This is a genomic window from Streptomyces sp. MMS24-W38, assembly GCF_059889265.1.
Map to the genome: position 1 here is coordinate 375,605 of NZ_JCBCPP010000001.1, position 19,904 is coordinate 395,508.

The window sequence follows — 19,904 nt, forward strand, 5'->3', positions numbered from 1 at the left end:
GGAGCGCGAGCATGGCCACCACCGAAGAGTTGCTGCGATACCTGCGGCAGGCGACCGCCGACCTGCGCGAGGCCCGAAGGGACCTCCGCGAACTGGACGAACGCGTACGCGAGCCGGTCGCGATCGTCGGCATGTCCTGCCGGTACCCCGGCGACGTCGCCTCACCGGACGGCCTGTGGCACCTCGTCGACACGCGCGGCGACGGCCTGTCCGGCTTCCCGGAGAACCGCGACTGGGACCTCGGCCGGCTGCCGGCCGACGGCCCCCGCGAGGCAGGATTCCTGCACGACGCCGGCCGGTTCGACGCGGCGTTCTTCGCCATGTCCCCGCGCGAGGCCCTGGCCACCGACCCCCAGCAACGCCTGCTGCTGGAAACCTCCTGGGAGGTGATGGAGTCCGCCGGCGTCGACCCCGCGACGCTGCGCGGCAGCCGCACCGGCGTCTACATCGGCCAGATGTACCACGACTATCTGGTCGGCTCGGCCGAGATGCCGCCCGGCAGCGAGGCGTACCTGGCCACCGGCACCGCGGGGAGCGCCGCCTCCGGCCGCGTCGCCTACTCCTTCGGGCTGGAGGGCCCCGCGGTCACCGTCGACACCGCCTGCTCCTCCTCGCTGGTGACGCTGCACCTGGCGTGCCAGGCGCTGCGGGCCGGTGAGTGCGATCTGGCGATCGCCGGCGGTGTCACCGTGATGGCCACCCCCGAGGTGTTCGGGGCGTTCGGCGTCGACCAGGGCCTCGCTCCGGACGGCCGCTGCAAGTCGTTCGCCGCCGCGGCCGACGGCATGGGCTGGTCGGAAGGCGTCGGCATGCTGCTCGTGGAGCGGCTCTCGGACGCGCGGCGCCACGGCCACCGGATCCTCGCGGTGGTGCGGGGCAGCGCGGTGAACCAGGACGGCGCGTCGAGCGGTCTGACGGCGCCGAACGGGCCGTCGCAGCAACGGGTGATCCGCGACGCCCTGGCGAACGCCCGGCTCACCGGCGCGGACGTGGACGTGGTGGAGGCGCACGGGACGGGCACCCGGCTCGGCGACCCGATCGAGGCGCAGGCACTGCTCGCCACCTACGGCCAGGAACGGGGCGAGGCCGGCGATCCGCTGTGGCTCGGCTCGATCAAGTCCAACATCGGTCACACCCAGGCGGCCGCCGGTGTCGCGGGCGTGATCAAGATGGTCATGGCGATGCGGCACGGTGTGCTGCCCGCGACGCTGCACGTGGACGCCCCGTCGCCGCAGGTGGACTGGTCGGCGGGCGCGGTGGAACTGCTCGACGACGCGCGCCCCTGGCCCGCATCGGACCGCCCGCGGCGCGCGGCGGTGTCGTCGTTCGGTATCAGCGGCACGAACGCCCACGTCATCCTGGAGCAGGCCCCGGAGTCGGAGCCGGAGCCGTCTGCCGAGTCGTCGGTGGTGCGCCCCGGGCCGGTGCCGTGGCCGGTGTCGGCGAAGTCCGAGACCGCGTTGCGGGCGCAGGTGGAGCGGCTGACCTCGTTCGTCGCGGACCGTCCCGGGCTGGACCCGGTGGACGTGGGCTGGTCGCTGGCGACCAGGCGCGCCGCGCTGGAGCACCGTGCGGTGCTGGCGGGGGACACGACCCTCGCCGAGGGCGTGGCCGGCGAAGGAAAAACCGCGTTCCTGTTCACCGGCCAGGGCTCGCAGCGTGCCGGCATGGGCCTGGGGCTGTATGAGGCGTTCCCGGTCTACGCCGAAGCCTTCGACGCCGTCTGCGCCCGGCTGGACGTCCGGCTGGAGCGCCCGCTGCGGGAGGTCCTGACCGACGGCACCGACCTGGACCACACGATGTGGGCGCAGGCCGGCCTCTTCGCCCTCGAAGTCGCCCTGTACCGGCTCGTGGAGTCCTGGGGCGTGACCCCCGACGTGCTCCTCGGCCACTCCCTGGGCGAGATCAGCGCCGCCCATGTGGCCGGGATCCTCGACCTGGACGACGCGTGCACCCTGGTGGCCGAGCGCGGCCGCCTGATGCAGGCGCTGCCCGCGGGCGGCGGCATGCTCGCCGTGCAGGCGACCGAAGCCGAGGTCGCCGACTCGGGCCTGGACATCGCGGCGGTGAACGGTCCGAACTCCGTGGTGCTGTCGGGTGATCTGGACGCGGTCGAGCGCTACGCCGCCGCATGCGCCGAGCACGGCCTGCGGTGCACCGTCCTCTCCGTGTCGCACGCGTTCCACTCCGCCCTGATGGAACCGATGCTGAACGAACTCAGCACGGTTCTGCAGGGGTTGACGTTCCAAGCGGCCCGGATCCCGGTCGTCTCCAACCTCACCGGAGACGTGGCCGAACCGGGCGCCATGCAGCAGCCCGCGTACTGGCTGAACCAGGTCCGCCGGCCGGTCCGCTTCGCCGACGGCGTCACCACCCTCCACACCATGGGCGTGACCCGCTACCTCGAACTCGGCCCCGACGGCGTCCTGTCCGCCATGGCCCGAGAGGCCGCCCCCGGCGCCACGTTCGTCCCCGTCCTGCGCAAGGACCGCGACGAGACCCACACCGCCCTCACCGCCCTCAGCCGGCTCTGGACCTCCGGCGGCGACATCGACTGGACCGCCGTGCTGGACGGCCGGGCGGTCGACCTGCCCACCTACGCCTTCCAGCACGAGCAGTACTGGCCACAGCCCTCTCCGCACACCGCGGCGGATTCGTGGCGTTACGCCGTGGAGTGGAAGCCCGCGGGACCCGCCCTCTCCGCGGCGGCTCCGGGCGGCACCTGGCTGGCACTGCTGCCGGACACCACGAAACACCACGATGTGGCCGAACGGTGCGTACGCGCGCTCACCGACGCCGGTGCGCATGTCGTGACGGTACGGGCGGAGGCCGCGGACCTCCGGGAGCGCGTCGCCGAGGCGTGCGCGGACGGTGCCGAGCCCGCCGGTGTGCTCTCCTTCGCCGGGCTGACCGCCGACGGCGGCCCCGGAAGTGCTGCCCCGCCCGCGTCGGTCGCGAGCGTGCTGGCCACCGTGGAGGCGTTGCGGCACCGCGGGGTCCGGGCGCCCGTCTGGTGGATCACCTCCGGCGGGGTCGCCGTCGACGCCGGTGAGACGGTCGACACCGACCAGGCGCAGGTGTGGGGCCTCGGCCGGGTGGCGGGGCTCGAACTCCCCGAGATGTGGGGCGGTCTCGTCGACGTCGGTGACACCGCATCGGCCGAGCGTCTCGCCGAGATCCTGGGCTCCGGCGTCGAGGACCAGGTGGCGCTGCGTCCGGCCGGCGCGTTCGTCCGGCGGCTGGTGCGGGCCAGCGGCACACCGGCGGGAGAGTGGCAGGGCCACGGGACCGTGCTGGTCACCGGAGGCACGGGAGGGCTGGGACGCGAAGTCGCCCTCTGGCTGGCCCGGTCCGGAGCCGAGCGGCTGGTCCTGGTCTCACGGCGTGGGTCGGCGGCGCCGGGCGCCGACCGGCTGGTGGCCGAGCTGGAGGGCGCCGGGACGGCGGTGTCGGTCGTCGCGGGCGACATCGGGGACCGTGCGTTCGTGCGGTCGGTCGTCGAGCGGTACCGCCCCTCCGGGGTGGTCCACGCGGCCGGTGTGGGCGACCCGACCCCGCTGGGCACTTCGGGCCCGGAAGATTTCGCCCGGGTGATGGCCGCGAAAGCCGAGGGCGCGCGCCTGCTCGACGAGGCGCTGGGGGACGTGCCCCTGGACTTCTTCGTGCTGTTCTCCTCGATCGCCGGAGTCTGGGGCAGTGGCGGACAGGGCGCCTACGCGGCCGCGAACGCCTACCTGGACGCGCTGGCGGCCAACCGGCGCGCGCGAGGCGCCGTCGCCACGTCGGTGTCCTGGGGGCCGTGGGCGGGCGAGGGCATGGCGGCGGACGCCGGCGCGTCGGAATATCTGCGGCGCCGCGGTCTGCGGGCGATGGCGCCCGGCGCGGCGGTCCGGCGGCTCGGCCCCGCGCTGCTCGCCGGCGACGCGTGCGTGACGGTCGCCGACGTCGACTGGGCGGCGTTCCTGCCTTCCTTCAGCGCCAGCCGGGAACGCCCGCTGATCCACGACATCCCCGAAGTCACCGCGCTGACGACGGCCTCCGCGGAGGTGGACGGCGCGCGCGCCGCCCGCCTGCGCGACCGGCTCTCGACCCTGACCGGCGACGAGCGGGAGGCGGCCCTCGTCGGTGTCGTGCAGCGGCACGCCGCCGACGTACTGGGCTACCCGTCGCCCGAGGCGGTGACCGCCGACAAGGCCTTCCGCGACCTCGGCTTCGACTCTCTCAGCGCCGTCGAACTGCGCGACCGGCTGGCCGCCGAGACCGGTCTGCGGCTGCCCGCGACGCTGCTGTTCGACCACCCGAGCGCGCGGGCCGTCGCCGGCCTGCTGCGGGCCGAGATGTTCCCGGACAGCATCGGCGAGATCGACGAGGAACGCGCCGCGGAGATCCGGCGGGCACTGCGGGGGATCCCGCTGTCCCGCCTGGCCGACGCCGGTCTCCTCGCCCCGCTGCTGCGGCTCGCCGCGGAGGACGGTGCGAACGACGGGACGGCCCCGGAGGACCCGGAGCCGGGCCAGGACATTCAGGATTCGATCGACTCGATGGACGGCGAGAGCCTGCTCAGGCTCGCTCTCGGCAGTGGTCCGGAGTCGGATGGACAGACAGATCGAGCAGATCGAGGAGCTTGAAATGGCCGCCGCCTCCATGGAGGACTACGTCAAGGCGCTGCGTACTTCTCTGAAGGAGACGGAGCGGCTGCGGGCGGAGAACCGCGAACTCACCACGGCGTCACGCGAGCCCATCGCGATCGTGTCCATGGCCTGCCGCTACCCCGGGGGCGTCCGGTCGCCGGAAGAGCTCTGGGGTCTGGTGGACGCCGGCGGGGACGCCGTGACCCCGTTCCCCTCCGACCGCGGGTGGCGCCTGGACGCCGCCGACGCGGCGGACGAGTCGGCGTCGGGCGGATTCCTCGACGACGTCGCCCGGTTCGACCCCGGCTTCTTCGACATCTCCCCGCGCGAGGCCCTGGCCATGGACCCCCAGCAGCGTCTCCTGCTGGAGACCTCCTGGGAGGCGTTCGAGCACGCCGGGATCCTGCCGCCCCGGCTGAAGGGCAGCCGCACGGGCGTCTTCGTCGGCGCGGCCCCGTCCGGCTACGGAATCGGCCTCCAGCCGTCCGACGCCGGGCAGGCGTACGCCTTGGCCGGCGGCGCGACGAGCGTCCTGTCCGGCCGCGTCTCCTACACGTTCGGCCTGGTCGGCCCAGCCGTCACCGTGGACACCGCCTGCTCCTCGTCCCTGGTCGCCCTGCACCTGGCGTGCCAGGCGCTGCGCGCCGGCGAGTGCTCGTTGGCCCTGGCGGGCGGCGTCACCGTCATCGCCACCCCCGACGTGTTCGGTGCCTTCAGCGTCGAGCAGGGCCTGGCCGCCGACGGCCGCTGCAAGTCGTTCGCCGCGGCCGCCGACGGGACGGGCTGGGCCGAGGGCGTCGGCCTGGTGCTGCTGGAACGGCTCTCCGACGCCCGGCGCAACGGACATCAGGTGCTGGCGGTGGTGCGGGGCAGCGCGATCAACCAGGACGGCGCGTCCAACGGTCTGACGGCGCCGAACGGGCCGTCGCAGCAACGGGTCATCCGCCAGGCGCTGGCGAACGCCCGGCTCACCGGCGCGGACGTGGACGTGGTGGAGGCGCACGGGACGGGCACCCGGCTCGGCGACCCGATCGAGGCGCAGGCACTGCTCGCCACCTACGGCCAGGAACGGGGCGAGGCCGGCGATCCGCTGTGGCTCGGCTCGATCAAGTCCAACATCGGTCACACCCAGTCCGCGGCAGGTGTCGCGGGCGTGATCAAGATGGTCATGGCGATGCGGCACGGTGTGCTGCCCGCGACGCTGCACGTGGACGCCCCGTCGCCGCAGGTGGACTGGTCGGCGGGCGCGGTGGAACTGCTCGACGACGCGCGCCCCTGGCCCGCATCGGACCGCCCGCGGCGCGCGGCGGTGTCGTCGTTCGGTATCAGCGGCACCAACGCCCACGTCATCCTGGAGCAGGCCCCGGAGTCGGAGCCGGAGCCGTCTGCCGAGTCGTCGGTGGTGCGCCCCGGGCCGGTGCCGTGGCCGGTGTCGGCGAAGTCCGAGACCGCGTTGCGGGCGCAGGTGGAGCGGCTGACCTCGTTCGTCGCGGACCGTCCCGGGCTGGACCCGGTGGACGTGGGCTGGTCGCTGGCGACCAGGCGCGCCGCGCTGGAGCACCGTGCGGTGCTGGCGGGGGACACGACCCTCGCCGAGGGCGTGGCCGGCGAAGGAAAAACCGCGTTCCTGTTCACCGGCCAGGGCTCGCAGCGTGCCGGCATGGGCCTGGGGCTGTACGAGGCGTTCCCGGTCTACGCCGAAGCCTTCGACGCCGTCTGCGCCCGGCTGGACGTCCGGCTGGAGCGCCCGCTGCGGGAGGTCCTGACCGACGGCACCGACCTGGACCACACGATGTGGGCGCAGGCCGGCCTCTTCGCCCTCGAAGTCGCCCTGTACCGGCTCGTGGAGTCCTGGGGCGTGACCCCCGACGTGCTCCTCGGCCACTCCCTGGGCGAGATCAGCGCCGCCCATGTGGCCGGGATCCTCGACCTCGACGACGCGTGCACCCTGGTCGCCGAACGCGGCCGCCTGATGCAGGCGCTGCCCGCGGGCGGCGGCATGCTCGCCGTGCAGGCGACCGAAGCCGAGGTCGCCGACTCGGGCCTGGACATCGCGGCCGTCAACGGCCCGAACTCCGTCGTCCTCTCCGGCACCACCGAAGCCATCGAGCGCTACGCGGCCCAGTGCGCCGAGCGCGGACTGCGGTGCACCGTCCTGTCGGTGTCGCACGCCTTCCACTCCGCCCTGATGGAACCGATGCTGAACGAACTCGGCACGGTTCTCCGCCGGTTGACGTTCCACCCGGCCCGCATCCCGGTCGTCTCCAACCTGACGGGTGCCGTTGCCGAAGCAGGGCTGATGCAGGATCCGGAGTACTGGCTTCGGCAGGTACGGCAGCCCGTGCGTTTCGCCGACGGCGTCACGGCCCTCGAAGCCCTGGGCGTGACCCGCTACCTCGAACTCGGCCCCGACGGCGTCCTGTCCGGCATGGCTCAGGACTCCGCCCCCGGCGCCCGGTTCGTCCCCGTCCTGCGCAAGGACCGCGACGAGACCCACACCGCCCTCACCGCCCTCAGCCGGCTCTGGACCTCCGGCGGCGACATCGACTGGACCGCCGTGCTGGACGGCCGGGCGGTCGACCTGCCCACCTACGCCTTCCAGCACGAGCGGTACTGGCCCAAGGACGTCACGCACGCGGTCGGCGGGCAGCCCGCGGACGCCGCGTTCTGGGACGCGGTTGAGCGGGAGGACCTAGAGCAACTCGCGGGCCTGGAGTCGGCGTTGCCCGCGCTGTCGGCGTGGTGGCGGCAGCGCCGGGAGCGGTCCACGCTCGACTCGTGGCGCTACCGGATCGTCTGGAAGCCTCTGGACCTGCCCTCCGGCGGATCGCTCGACGGAACCTGGCTCCTCGTCACCTCAGGTCCCGCCGACGACTTCGGCGCCCGGCTGCGCGCCGCCGGAGCACAGGTGGTCGAACTTCCCGTCGACGCGGAGGACACCGACCACGCACGGCTCGCCGACCGCCTCCGCGAACTCCTCGGCGGTGTGCGGCCGTCCGGAGTGCTCTCGCTGACCGGCCTCGCCGACCGGCCCCTGCCCGGGACGGTCCTGCCCGTGGGAGCCGCGCTGACGGTCGCGCTGGTGAAGGCCATGAGCGCTCTCGACATCACGGCACCGCTGTGGACGGTGACCTCCGGCGCGGTCGGCGTCGGCCGGTCGGACCGGCTGGAACACCCGGCGCAGGCACAGGTGTGGGGTCTGGGCCGGGTGGTCGGACTGGAACTGCCCGCGCTGTGGGGCGGCCTGATCGACCTGCCCGGCACGCTCGACGACACCGCGGGCTCACGACTCGTCTCCGTCCTGGCGTCGGGCGCCGAGGACCAGGTCGCCGTCCGTGGCCCGGGGGTGTACGCCCGGCGGCTGGTGCGGGCCGGTGCCGCCGACGGCTTCGGCACCGCTGGACCGGAAGGCGAGTGGCGTGGCCGGGGAACCGTTCTCGTCACGGGCGGCACCGGCGCGCTCGGCACCGAGGTGGCGCGCTGGCTGGCGAGGTCCGGCGTCGAGCACCTGATCCTCCTGTCCCGGCAGGGACCCGGAGCGCCCGGGGCCGACACGCTCGTCGCCGAGCTGGCGGAGCTGGGAACGAGCGCATCCGTGCTGGCCGGTGACGTCACCGACCGGGAGTTCGTACGGCACGCCCTGGCACAGGTTCCGGACGGATCGACACTCTCGGGAGTCGTGCACGCCGCCGGCGCAGGCGATGTGACTCCCCTCGACACCTCGGACGTCGAGGACTTCACGCGGGTCGTGGCCGCCAAGGTCGACGGCGCGATGTGCCTGGACGAGGTGCTGGGCGACTCGCCGCTGGACTTCTTCGTCCTGTTCTCGTCGATCGCCGGCGTCTGGGGCAGCGGCGGGCAGTCTGCCTACGCCGCGGCGAACGCCTATCTGGACGCGCTGGCGGTCAACCGGCGGGCCCGGGGGGTGACGGCAACGGCGGTGTCCTGGGGTGCCTGGGCCGGTGCCGGAATGGCCGGCGGAGCGGAGATGGCGGCACTGCTCCGCCGTCGCGGGCTGCGCGTGATGGCCCCGGAGCTGGCCGTGGCGGCTCTGGGACAGGCCCTCCAGGCCGACGACACCTGCGTGACCGTGGCGGACGTGGAATGGGCGGCGTTCGCCCCGGCCTTCACCGCCGGCCGGGCACGCCCGCTGATCGACGACATCCCCGAAGCCCGGCCCGCCCTCGAAGCGGCCACCGCGGCCACGCCGGGTGACACGTCCCCACTCGCGCGGACCCTGGCCGCCCAGCCGGAGGCCGAGCAGCTCCGCTTCCTGCTGGACCTCGTCCGGCACCAGATCGCGGCCGTCCTGGGCTACCGGGGCCAGACCGACATCGCGGCGGACGCCCCGTTCAAGAACCTCGGCTTCGACTCGCTCACCGCGGTCGAGCTCCGCAACCGTCTCACCGCGGAGACGGGACTCGCCCTGCCGTCGGGACTGGTCTTCGACCACCCCACGCCCCAGGCCCTCGCCACCCGGCTGCGCACCGAGATCCTCGGCACCCGGCCGTTCGGCGACGAACCGGCCGCCCCGGCGGCCGTCACCGGCGACGAGCCCGTCGCCATCGTCGCGATGGGCTGCCGGTACCCGGGCATGGTCGCCTCACCCGAGGACCTGTGGCGGCTGGTCGCCGACGGTGTGGACGCGGTGACCGGCCTGCCCACCGACCGGGGCTGGCCGCAGGCCGACCCGGCCGCGGCCGCCGGGGCCTCCTGGGCAGGCGGCTTCGTGAACGGCGCGGCACACTTCGACAACGGCCTGTTCGCCGTCTCCCCGCGCGAGGCCTTCGCGATGGACCCGCAGCAGCGGCTGCTCCTCGAAGTGTCCTGGGAGGTGTTCGAGCGCGCCGGCATCTCGCCCCGCGCCGTGCACGGCAGCCGGACCGGCGTGTTCGTCGGCACCAGCGGCCAGGACTACGTCGGCATCCTCGCCGGCGGGGAGCAGGACACCGAAGGCCATCGTGGCACCGGCAACTCGGCATCGGTCCTCTCCGGCCGCATCGCGTACACCTTCGGCCTGGAGGGCCCGGCGGTGACGGTGGACACGGCCTGCTCGTCGTCCCTGGTGGCCCTGCATCTCGCCACCCAGACCCTGCAACGCGGAGAGTGCGACCTCGCCCTGGTCGGCGGGGCGACGGTGATGTCCACCCCGACCGCGTTCGCGGAGTTCTCCCGGCAACTCGGACTGGCCGACGACGGCCGGTGCAAGTCGTTCGCCGCGGCCGCCGACGGCACGGGCTGGGCCGAGGGCGTCGGCGTCCTGCTGGTCGAGCGTCTGTCGGACGCCGTCCGCAATGGACACCAGGTACTGGCGGTGGTCCGGGGCAGCGCGATCAACCAGGACGGCGCCTCCAACGGCCTCACCGCCCCGAACGGCCCCGCGCAGCAGCGGGTGATCCGCCAGGCACTGGCAGGCGCCCGGCTGACGGGCGCGGACGTGGACGTGGTCGAGGCGCACGGGACGGGCACCCGGCTGGGTGACCCGATCGAGGCGCAGGCGCTGCTGGCGACCTACGGCCGGGAGCGTGACGAGGCCGGCCCGTTGTGGCTGGGCTCGGTGAAGTCGAACATCGGCCATGCCCAGGCCGCCGCCGGTGTCGCGGGCGTGATCAAGATGGTCATGGCGATGCGGCACGGCGTGCTGCCCGCGACGCTGCACGTCGACGAGCCGTCGCAGCACGTGGACTGGTCGTTGGGCGCGGTCGAGCTGCTGACCGAGTCCCGTCCGTGGCCGATGGTGGAGCGTCCGCGGCGTGCGGCGGTGTCGTCCTTCGGCATCAGCGGCACGAACGCGCATGTGATCCTGGAGCAGGCCCCGGAGTTGGAGCCGGTGGCGGCCGCCGAGCCTTCGGTGGTGCGCCCCGGGTTGGTGCCGTGGGTGGTGTCGGCGAAGTCCGAGCCCGCGTTGCGGGCTCAGGTGGAGCGGCTGAGGTCGTTCGTGGCGGGGCGGCCGGAGCTGGATCCGGTGGACGTCGGCTGGTCGCTGGCCACCACTCGGGCTCCGCTGGAGCATCGTGCGGTGCTGGCAGGGGACACGACGCTCGCCGAGGGCGTGGCGGCCGAGGGCCGGACCGCGTTCCTGTTCACCGGCCAGGGCTCGCAGCGCGCGGGCATGGGCCTGGGGCTCTACGAGGCGTTCCCGGTCTTCGCCGAGGCCTTCGACGCGGTGTGCGCCCGCCTCGACGTCCGGCTGGAGCGCCCGCTGCGCGAGGTCCTGACCGACGGCATCGACCTGGACCACACGATGTGGGCACAGGCCGGCCTCTTCGCCCTCGAAGTCGCCCTGTACCGCCTGGTCGAGTCGTGGGGCGTGACCCCCGACGTGCTCCTCGGCCACTCCCTGGGCGAGATCAGCGCCGCCCACGTCGCGGGCATCCTCGACCTCGACGACGCCTGCACCCTGGTCGCCGAGCGGGGCCGGCTGATGCAGGCGCTGCCCGCGGGCGGCGGCATGCTGGCCGTGCAGGCGACCGAGGCCGAGGTCGCCGGCTCCGGTCTGGACGTCGCGGCCGTCAACGGCCCCAACTCCGTCGTCCTGTCGGGCGACTCGGACGCGATCGAGCGGTATGCCGCCGAGTGCGCCGAGCGCGGCGTGCGGGTGCGGGTGCTGTCGGTGTCGCACGCGTTCCACTCGGCGCTGATGGAGCCGATGCTGGACGCGTTCGCAACCGTGCTGGACGGCCTGACCTTCCACCCGGCGCGGATCCCGGTGGTGTCGAACGTGACGGGTGCGGTGGCCGAGCCGGGTGCCATGCAGCAGCCGGGGTACTGGCTGCGTCAGGTGCGGCAGGCGGTGCGGTTCGCCGACGGTGTCGCCACGCTCGAGGCGATGGGCGTGACGCGGTATGTGGAGCTGGGTCCGGACGGTGTGCTGTCGGGCATGGCCCAGGAGACGGTCTCCGACGCCGTGTTCGTGCCTGTGCTGCGCAAGGACCGGGACGAGGCCGGCAGTGCGCTGACCGCCGTGAGTCGTCTGTGGGCCTGTGGTGTCGGGGTCGGCTGGTCTGCGGTGTTCGCCGGCTGGGGCGGTCGGGTGGTGGATCTGCCGACGTATGCCTTCCAGCGGGAGCGGTTCTGGCCGGAGCTGTCGGCGGTGGCCGCTGCGGGCGGTGGTGGGGATCTGGTCGATGCCGCGTTCTGGGACGCGGTGGAACGCGAGGACCTGTCCGAGCTGGCGGGTCTGGAGTCGGCCCTGCCGGCACTGGCGGAGTGGCGGCGGCGTCACCGGGAGCGTTCGACGCTCGACTCGTGGCGTTACCGGGTCATGTGGAAGCCGCTGGACGGCCTGCCGCAGGCGGGAGTGCTGTCGGGGGTGTGGGCGGTTGTCGGCGCCGGGGATCCGGCGGTGTCCGCGGCCCTGTCGGCGGCGGGCGCGACCGTGGTCGGTGTGGAAGCCGCAGAGGTGCCGGGACTGCCCGACCTGGCGGGTGTCGTCCTGGCCCCGTCGGGGTGGGTGGAGACACTGGCCGTGGTGCAGGCGCTGGCCGGGGTGGACGCGCCGTTGTGGGTGCTGACCCGGGGCGCGGTGTCGGTGGGCGGCTCGGACCGGCTGACTGATCCGGACCTGGCGGCGGTGTGGGGCATGGGCCGGGTCGCGGCGCTGGAGCTGCCGCAGCGTTGGGGCGGTCTCGTCGACCTGCCCGAGGTCCTGGACGCGCGGGCGGGCGCCCGCCTCGCCGGCGTCCTGGCCGCCGGTGGTGGTGAGGATCAGATCGCGATCCGCGGGGCGGGTGTGTACGGCCGCCGCCTGGCGCGTGCGCTGCCGGCAGGCGTGGTCGGTGAGGGCTGGCGGCCGTCGGGGACGGTGCTGGTCACCGGTGGCACCGGTGGTCTGGGTGCCGAGGTCGCGCGCTGGCTGGCGGGCCGGGGGGTGCCGCATCTGCTGCTGACCAGCCGCCGCGGCATCGCGCCCGAGGGGCTGGTCGAGGAGCTGTCCGGGCTGGGGGCGCAGGTCACGGTCGCGGCCTGCGATGTGGCCGACCGCGACGCCCTCGCCACCGTCCTCGCCGACGTGCCCGCCGACCTGCCGCTGACCGGCATCGTCCATGCGGCCGGGATCGACGCCGGCACATGGCTTGAGGCAGCCCCCCCGGAAGCGTTCGACGCCGTACTGCGGGCCAAGGTCGACGGCACGAGATACCTCGACGAGCTGACCGCGGATCTGCCGCTCGACCTCTTCGTCGTCTTCTCCTCGATCGCCGCGACCTGGGGCAGCGGCGGCCAGGCCGCCTACGCGGCCGGCAACGCCTTCCTCGACGCCTGGATCCGGCACCGCCACGACCGCGGACTCCCCGGCACATCCGTGGCCTGGGGCCCCTGGGCCGGAGCCGGTATGGCGGTCCAGGACGAGGCCGAACAGGCACTGCGCCGACGCGGACTGGCGCCGATGGACCCGGTGTTGGCTGTCCGTGCCCTGGCGGAGGCGATCGACCGGAACGACAGCGGTCTGACGGTCGTCGACCTGGACTGGTCGGTCTTCGCACCGGCGTTCACCTCGTCCCGCCCCAGCGCCTTGCTGTCCGAGCTTCCGGAAGCGGCGGATGCAACAGCGCCGGTGCGCTCCGGGGAATCCGAAACGCCTTGGAGCCGTCAGTTCGCAGTGACCACGGTGGAACAGCGTCACCGTATGGTGCTGGATCTGGTGCGTGAGCGGGCCGCCGCGGTGCTCGGGCACACGGGTGCGGACGCGGTCGAGCCCGGGCGGGCGTTCCGCGATCTGGGCTTCGACTCGCTGATGGCGGTCGAACTGCGCAACCTGCTGACCACCGAGACCGGCCTGACGCTCCCCGCCACCCTCGTCTTCGACCACCCCAACCCGACCGCCCTCACCGACCACCTCCTGTCCCACCTGGCAGGCCACACCGCACCGAACACCCCCGCAGTCACGGGTGCCGTCCTCGACGAACCGGTCGCGATCGTGGGCATGGCCTGCCGCTACCCCGGAGGCGTCACCTCCCCCGAGGAGCTGTGGAACCTGGTCGCCGCCGGGGCGGACGGCATCACCCCGTTCCCCGACGACCGCGGCTGGCCCACCACCCTGCTCGATTCAAGCGCCTCGGTGGGCGGCTTCGTCCACGACGCCGACGAGTTCGACGCCGCCCTGTTCGGCATCAGCCCGCGCGAGGCCCTCGCCATGGACCCCCAGCAGCGCCTGCTGCTGGAAACCGCGTGGGAAACCCTCGAAACCGCAGGCATCGACCCCCGCTCCCTGAAGGGCCACAACGTCGGCGTGTTCGCCGGCGCCTCCCCCTCCGGCTACGGCACCGGAGTCACCGGCGCCGAGGGACACCTGCTCACCGGCACCGCCAGCAGCGTCATCTCCGGCCGCCTGGCCTACGTCTTCGGCCTCGAGGGCCCGGCCCTCACCGTCGACACCGCCTGCTCCTCCTCCCTGGTCGCCCTGCACCTGGCCACCCAGGCCCTGCGAAGCGGCGAGTGCGACCTGGCCCTGGCCGGCGGCGTCACCGTCATGGTCACCCCCGGCGCGTTCGCCGAGTTCGACCGCCAGGACGGCCTGGCCGCCGACGGCCGCTGCAAGTCCTTCGCCGCCGCCGCCGACGGCACCGGCTGGGCCGAGGGCGTCGGCCTCCTCCTCGTCGAACGGCTGTCCGACGCCCGCCGCAACGGCCACCACATCCTCGCCGTCGTCCAGGGCAGCGCCGTCAACCAGGACGGCGCCTCCAACGGCCTCACCGCCCCCAACGGACCCTCCCAGCAGCGGGTCATCCGCCAGGCCCTGGCCAACGCCGACCTGACCGGCGCCGACGTCGATGTCGTCGAGGCGCACGGCACCGGCACCCGCCTCGGCGACCCCATCGAAGCAGGGGCCCTGCTCGCCACCTACGGCCAGGACCGCGGCGAGACCGACGAACCGCTCTGGCTGGGCTCCATCAAGTCCAACATCGGCCACACCCAGGCCGCCGCCGGTGTCGCCGGCATCATCAAAATGATCATGGCCATGCGGCACGGCGTGCTCCCGGCCACCCTGCACGTCGACGAGCCGTCCCCGCAGGTCGACTGGACCACCGGCGCGGTCGAACTGCTCACCGAACAGCGTCCGTGGCCCGAGTCGGACCGCCCGCGCCGTGCCGCCGTCTCCTCGTTCGGCATCAGCGGCACCAACGCCCACGTCATCCTCGAACAAGCCCCCGAGCCGGAGCCGGTGTCCCCGGCGGCGACGCAGCAGGCTCCGGGCGTGGTGCCATGGATCGTCTCGGCCAAGTCCGACTCCGCCCTCCAGGAGCAGATCGAACGCCTGCGGACGCGCATCGCGGACCACCCGGGCCTGGACCCGGTGGACGTGGCCTGGTCGCTCGCGACCAGCCGCGCGGTGTTGGAACACCGCACCGTCCTGACCGCCGGTGGCGATGTGCTCGCCACGGGTGTCGCAGGCGAGGGCCGGACCGCGTTCCTGTTCACCGGCCAGGGCTCCCAGCGTGCCGACATGGGCCTGGGGCTCTACCAGGCGTTCCCCGTCTACGCCGAGGCCTTCGACGCCGTCTGCGCCCGCCTCGACGTCCGGCTGGAGCGCCCCCTGCGGGACGTGCTCACCGACGGCACCGACCTGGACCACACGATGTGGGCACAGGCCGGCCTCTTCGCCCTCGAAGTCGCCCTCTACCGCCTGATCGAGTCGTGGGGCATCACCCCCGACGTGCTCCTCGGCCACTCCCTCGGTGAGATCAGCGCCGCCCACGTCGCCGGGATCCTCGACCTCGACGACGCGTGTGTGCTGGTGGCGGAGCGGGGCCGGCTGATGCAGGCGCTGCCCGCGGGCGGCGGCATGCTGGCCGTGCAGGCGACCGAGGCCGAGGTCGCCGGCTCCGGTCTGGACGTCGCGGCCGTCAACGGCCCCAACTCCGTCGTCCTGTCGGGCGACTCGGACGCGATCGAGCGGTATGCCGCCGAGTGCGCCGAGCGCGGCGTGCGGGTGCGGGTGCTGTCGGTGTCGCACGCGTTCCACTCGGCGCTGATGGAGCCGATGCTGGACGAGTTCGCGGCGGTGCTGGACGGCCTCACGTTCAACCCGGCGCGGATCCCGGTCGTGTCGAACGTGACGGGTGCGGTGGCCGAGCCGGGTGCCATGCAGCAGCCGGGGTACTGGCTGCGTCAGGTGCGGCAGGCGGTGCGGTTCGCCGACGGCGTCGCCACGCTCGACGCGATGGGCGTGACCCGCTATCTGGAGCTGGGTCCGGACGGCGTCCTGTCGGGCATGGCCCAGGACACCGCCACCGCCACCGCCAGCGGTGCCGTGTTCGTGCCTGTGCTGCGCAAGGACCGGGACGAGGCCGGCACCGCGCTGACCGCCGTGAGTCGTCTGTGGGCCTGTGGCACCGCCATCGACTGGCGCGCGGTGTTCGCCGGCTGGGGCGGCCGGACGGTCGGCCTGCCGACGTATGCCTTCCAGCGCGAGCGCTACTGGCCGCAGCCGGGCGTACTCGGCGCGGACGCGGGCGCACTGGGCATCCAGGGCGCCGAGCACGCGCTGCTGGGCTCCGTGGTGGCCCTCGCCGACGCGGACGGCGTACTCCTCACCGGCCGCCTCTCCATGGATACTCAGCCCTGGCTGGCCGACCACGTGGTGTCGGGGCATGTGGTGGTGCCCGGCACCGCACTGGTGGAGATGGCGCTGCGCGCCGGCCAGGAGGTCGACTGCGGTCTGCTGCGGGAGCTGGTCCTGCGGGCGCCGTTGGTGCTGCCGGAGTCCGGTGGTGTGCAGGTCCAGATCCGGGTCGAGGGCCCGGATGCCTCGGGCGACCGGCCGGTGCATGTCCATGCCCGTGCCGAGGGCGTGGCCGAGTGGACGCTGCACGCGTCCGGTTCGCTGGCGGAGCAGGCCGCATCGGGGGCGGGCTTCGAGCTGAGTGTGTGGCCTCCGCGGGGTGCGCAGGCGGTGGACGTCGACGGCTTCTACGCGGCGCTGGCCGGTGCGGGCTTCGGTTACGGTCCGGCGTTCCAGGGCGTCCAGGCGGCCTGGCGGGACGCTTCCGGTGTCTACGCCGAGGTCACATTCGCGGATCCGGTGGACGGGTTCGGTATCCACCCCGCCCTCTTCGACGCGGCCCTGCACCCCTCCGGGCTGGTCCCGAGCGTCGACGCCGAAGCGAGTGGGCCGCGGTTGCCGTTCGCGTGGTCGGGGGTGGAGCTGTTCGCGGTCGGCGCGACCGCGCTGCGGGTGGCGATCCGTCCCGAGGGCGAGGGCTTCACCGTGCAGGCGGCGGACGGCACGGGTGCGCCGGTCGCTCTCGTGCGTGCGCTGGTGTCGCGGGCGGTGTCGGCGGAGCAGTTGTCGGCGGCCGGGCAGGCGGCGGACGACGCGCTGTTCGCCGTGGAATGGGTGCCGGTTCCGGTATCACCTGGGATCACCGCTGTCACCGAAGAGGACTCGGCGGAGGCTGCGGCGTGGACGGTGCTGCCGGCCGGTGACGGTCCGGTGGAGCAGGTCCTCGGTGAGGTGCTGCACGGTGTGCAGGAGTGGCTGGCGGACGAGAGCACGTTCGGCTCGCGTCTGGCGGTCGTGACCCGGGGCGCGATGCCCGCGGGTGCTGGCGTCGTCGTGGACCCGGTGGGTGCGGCGGTGTGGGGTCTGGTGCGCTCGGCGCAGTCGGAGCACCCGGACCGGATCGTGCTCGTCGACACCGACCCGGCATCTGAGGAACGGCTCGACCTGGCCCTCCTGGCCGGACTCGACGAGCCGCAGGTCGCCCTCCGTGACGGTGCGCTGCTGGCGCCCCGCCTGATGCGCGCCGGAGGCAGCGGACTGGTACTGCCCGACGGCACCTGGCGCCTTCTGCCCGGCACCGACGGCACGCTGGAGTCCCTCCACCTCGAGGCGGCCGGCTCGCTGCCTCTGGAGTCCGGCCAGGTGCGGGTCGAGATCCGTGCCGCGGGTGTGAACTTCCGGGACGTGCTCCTGGGCCTGGGCATGTATCCGGAACCCGGAACCATGGGCTCCGAGGCGGCCGGCGTGGTCGTGGAGACCGGTCCCGGTGTCGGCGACCTTGCCGTCGGGGACCGGGTCTTCGGCTTCTTCGACGGCGGATTCGCCACCGACGCCGTCACCGACCGCCGTCTGGTGGTCCGGGTGCCCGAGGGCTGGTCGTGGGCGCAGGCGGCAGCGGTGCCGCTGGTGTTCGCCACGGCCTGGTACGGACTGCGGGACCTGGCCCAGGTCAAGGCCGGTGAATCCGTGCTGATCCACGCGGCCGCCGGCGGTGTCGGCATGGCCGCCGTGCAACTGGCCCGTCACTGGGGCCTGGAGGTGTACGCCACCGCCAGTCCCGCCAAGTGGCCCACCGTCATCGCCGGCGGAGTCGACCCCTCACGCATCGCCTCCTCCCGCGACCTCGACTTCGAAGACCGGATCCGGACCGCGACCGGCGGCAGGGGTGTCGACGTCGTGCTGAACTCGCTTGCGGGCGAGTTCCTCGACGCCTCCCTCAGGCTGCTGGCCCCCGGCGGCCGGTTCGTCGAGATGGGCAAGACCGACCTCCGGGCCGGCCTCGACGTCCCGTACTACCCGTTCGACCTGTCGGATGCGGGTCCCGAGGGGATGGGCCGCATCCTGGCCGAGGTCGTCGCCCTCTTCGAACAGGGCTCCCTCCAGCCGCTGCCGTTGACCGTGTGGGACGTGCGTGAAGCGGTCACCGCCTGGCGCCACATGGCCCAGGCCAAGCACACCGGCAAGAACGTCCTCTCCCTCCCCGTCCGCCCGAACCCCGACGGCACGGTGCTGATCACCGGCGGCACCGGAACCCTCGGCGGGCTCCTCGCCCGCCACCTGGTCACCGAGCACGGCACGAGGAACCTGCTCCTGCTGTCCCGCCAGGGCCCCGGCGCCCCCGGCGCGGCCGACCTCGTCGAGGAACTCGCCGAACTCGGCGCCCGCGCCCGCATCGTGGCCTGCGACGCGGCCGACCGTGATGCCCTCGCCACCGTCCTCGACGCCATCCCCGCCGAGGTTCCGCTGACGGGTGTCGTTCATGCGGCGGGTGTCCTCGACGACGGCATCGTCACCGCGCTGACCCAGGAGCGTCTGGACACCGTCCTGCGCGCCAAGGCCACCGCCGCGTCGAACCTGGACGAGCTGACCCGCGGCAGCGACCTCGCCATGTTCGTGCTCTACTCCTCGGCGTCGGCGACCTTCGGCACCCCGGGCCAGGCCAACTACGCGGCCGCCAACGCCTACCTCGACGCCCTCGCGATCCGCCGCCGCGCACACGGCCTGCCCGGCCTCTCCCTCGCCTGGGGCATGTGGGAACAGGCCAGCACCATGACCGGCGCACTCGCCCACACCGACCGGGCCCGCGCCACCACCGCAGGCACCACCCTGTCCACCGCACAAGGACTCGCCCTCTTCGACACCGCCCTCAACCGCCCCACAGCACACCTGATACCGATCAACCTGGACCTCAACGCGCCGCGTTCCGCGGACGCCGAGATCCCTCCGCTGGTGCGGGGGCTGCTGCGCCGTCCGGTGCGGCACGCCGCCGGCACGGCCGCCCGGTCCGGGCCGTCGCTCGCGGACCGGCTCGCCGGGATGCCCGCTGCCCAGCGGGACCCGGTGGTGCTCGACCTGGTCGTCGCCTCGTCCGCCGTGGTGCTCGGACACGCCTCGTCCGACGCGATCGGGGCGGACCGCCCGTTCAAGGACCTCGGGTTCGACTCGCTCACCGCGGTCGAACTGCGCAACCGGCTCAATGCCGTGACCGGGCTGCGGCTGCCGGCCACGCTCGTCTTCGACCACCCGACTCCGGCCGCGCTCGCCGCGCGGCTGTTGGACGAACTCGTGCCGCCGGACAGGACGCCGGCCGAGGTCCTGCTGGACGAGCTGGCACGGATGGAGGCCGGGCTCGCCGAAGTGACGTCCGGGGAGTCCGGGCTGACGACGGGTGAGCGGGCGTCGGTCCGCTCGCGGCTGGAGGTCATGCTGGAGCGGATCCAGGGCGGGGACCGGCAACCCGCCGGGATCGACGGCGCGGACCTGGATACCGCCACGGCCGATAACATCTTCGCGCTGATCGACGAGGAGCTCGGCGGCTGAGGCCGTTACTCCGGGATTTCCCGGAGTTCGCAGGCCGTTCACCGGCCCGGGGGCGCCGGGCCGGTGAACGGATTACATCGATGACACCGGCCAGGTCAACCCGTATTCTGGCTCTAGGGGTAAGCGGCGGGTGTAGGGGTTGCTGGCCGGATCACACCCCCGCAAAATCACTTTCGATCCTTCAAAACCCACACACGAATGCGCCGCTCGGGCACAAAAGTCTCGGCGCG

Annotated in this window: 2 protein-coding genes; both read left to right on the forward strand. The window is 73.6% G+C overall.

What is annotated here, in order from left to right; translation table 11 throughout:
• The first annotated feature begins 11 nt into the window (after positions 1 to 11).
• On the forward strand, positions 12 to 4,628 hold the full coding sequence (locus AC6F7H_RS00705; RefSeq protein ID WP_500754547.1) for a type I polyketide synthase: 4,617 nt from the start codon (positions 12 to 14) through the stop codon (positions 4,626 to 4,628).
• Positions 4,594 to 19,674, forward strand: a complete 15,081-nt coding sequence (locus AC6F7H_RS00710) for a type I polyketide synthase (protein WP_500754548.1) — start codon at positions 4,594 to 4,596, stop codon at positions 19,672 to 19,674. The genes AC6F7H_RS00705 and AC6F7H_RS00710 overlap by 35 nt, the downstream gene beginning before the upstream one ends.
• The last annotated feature ends 230 nt before the right edge of the window (positions 19,675 to 19,904 follow it).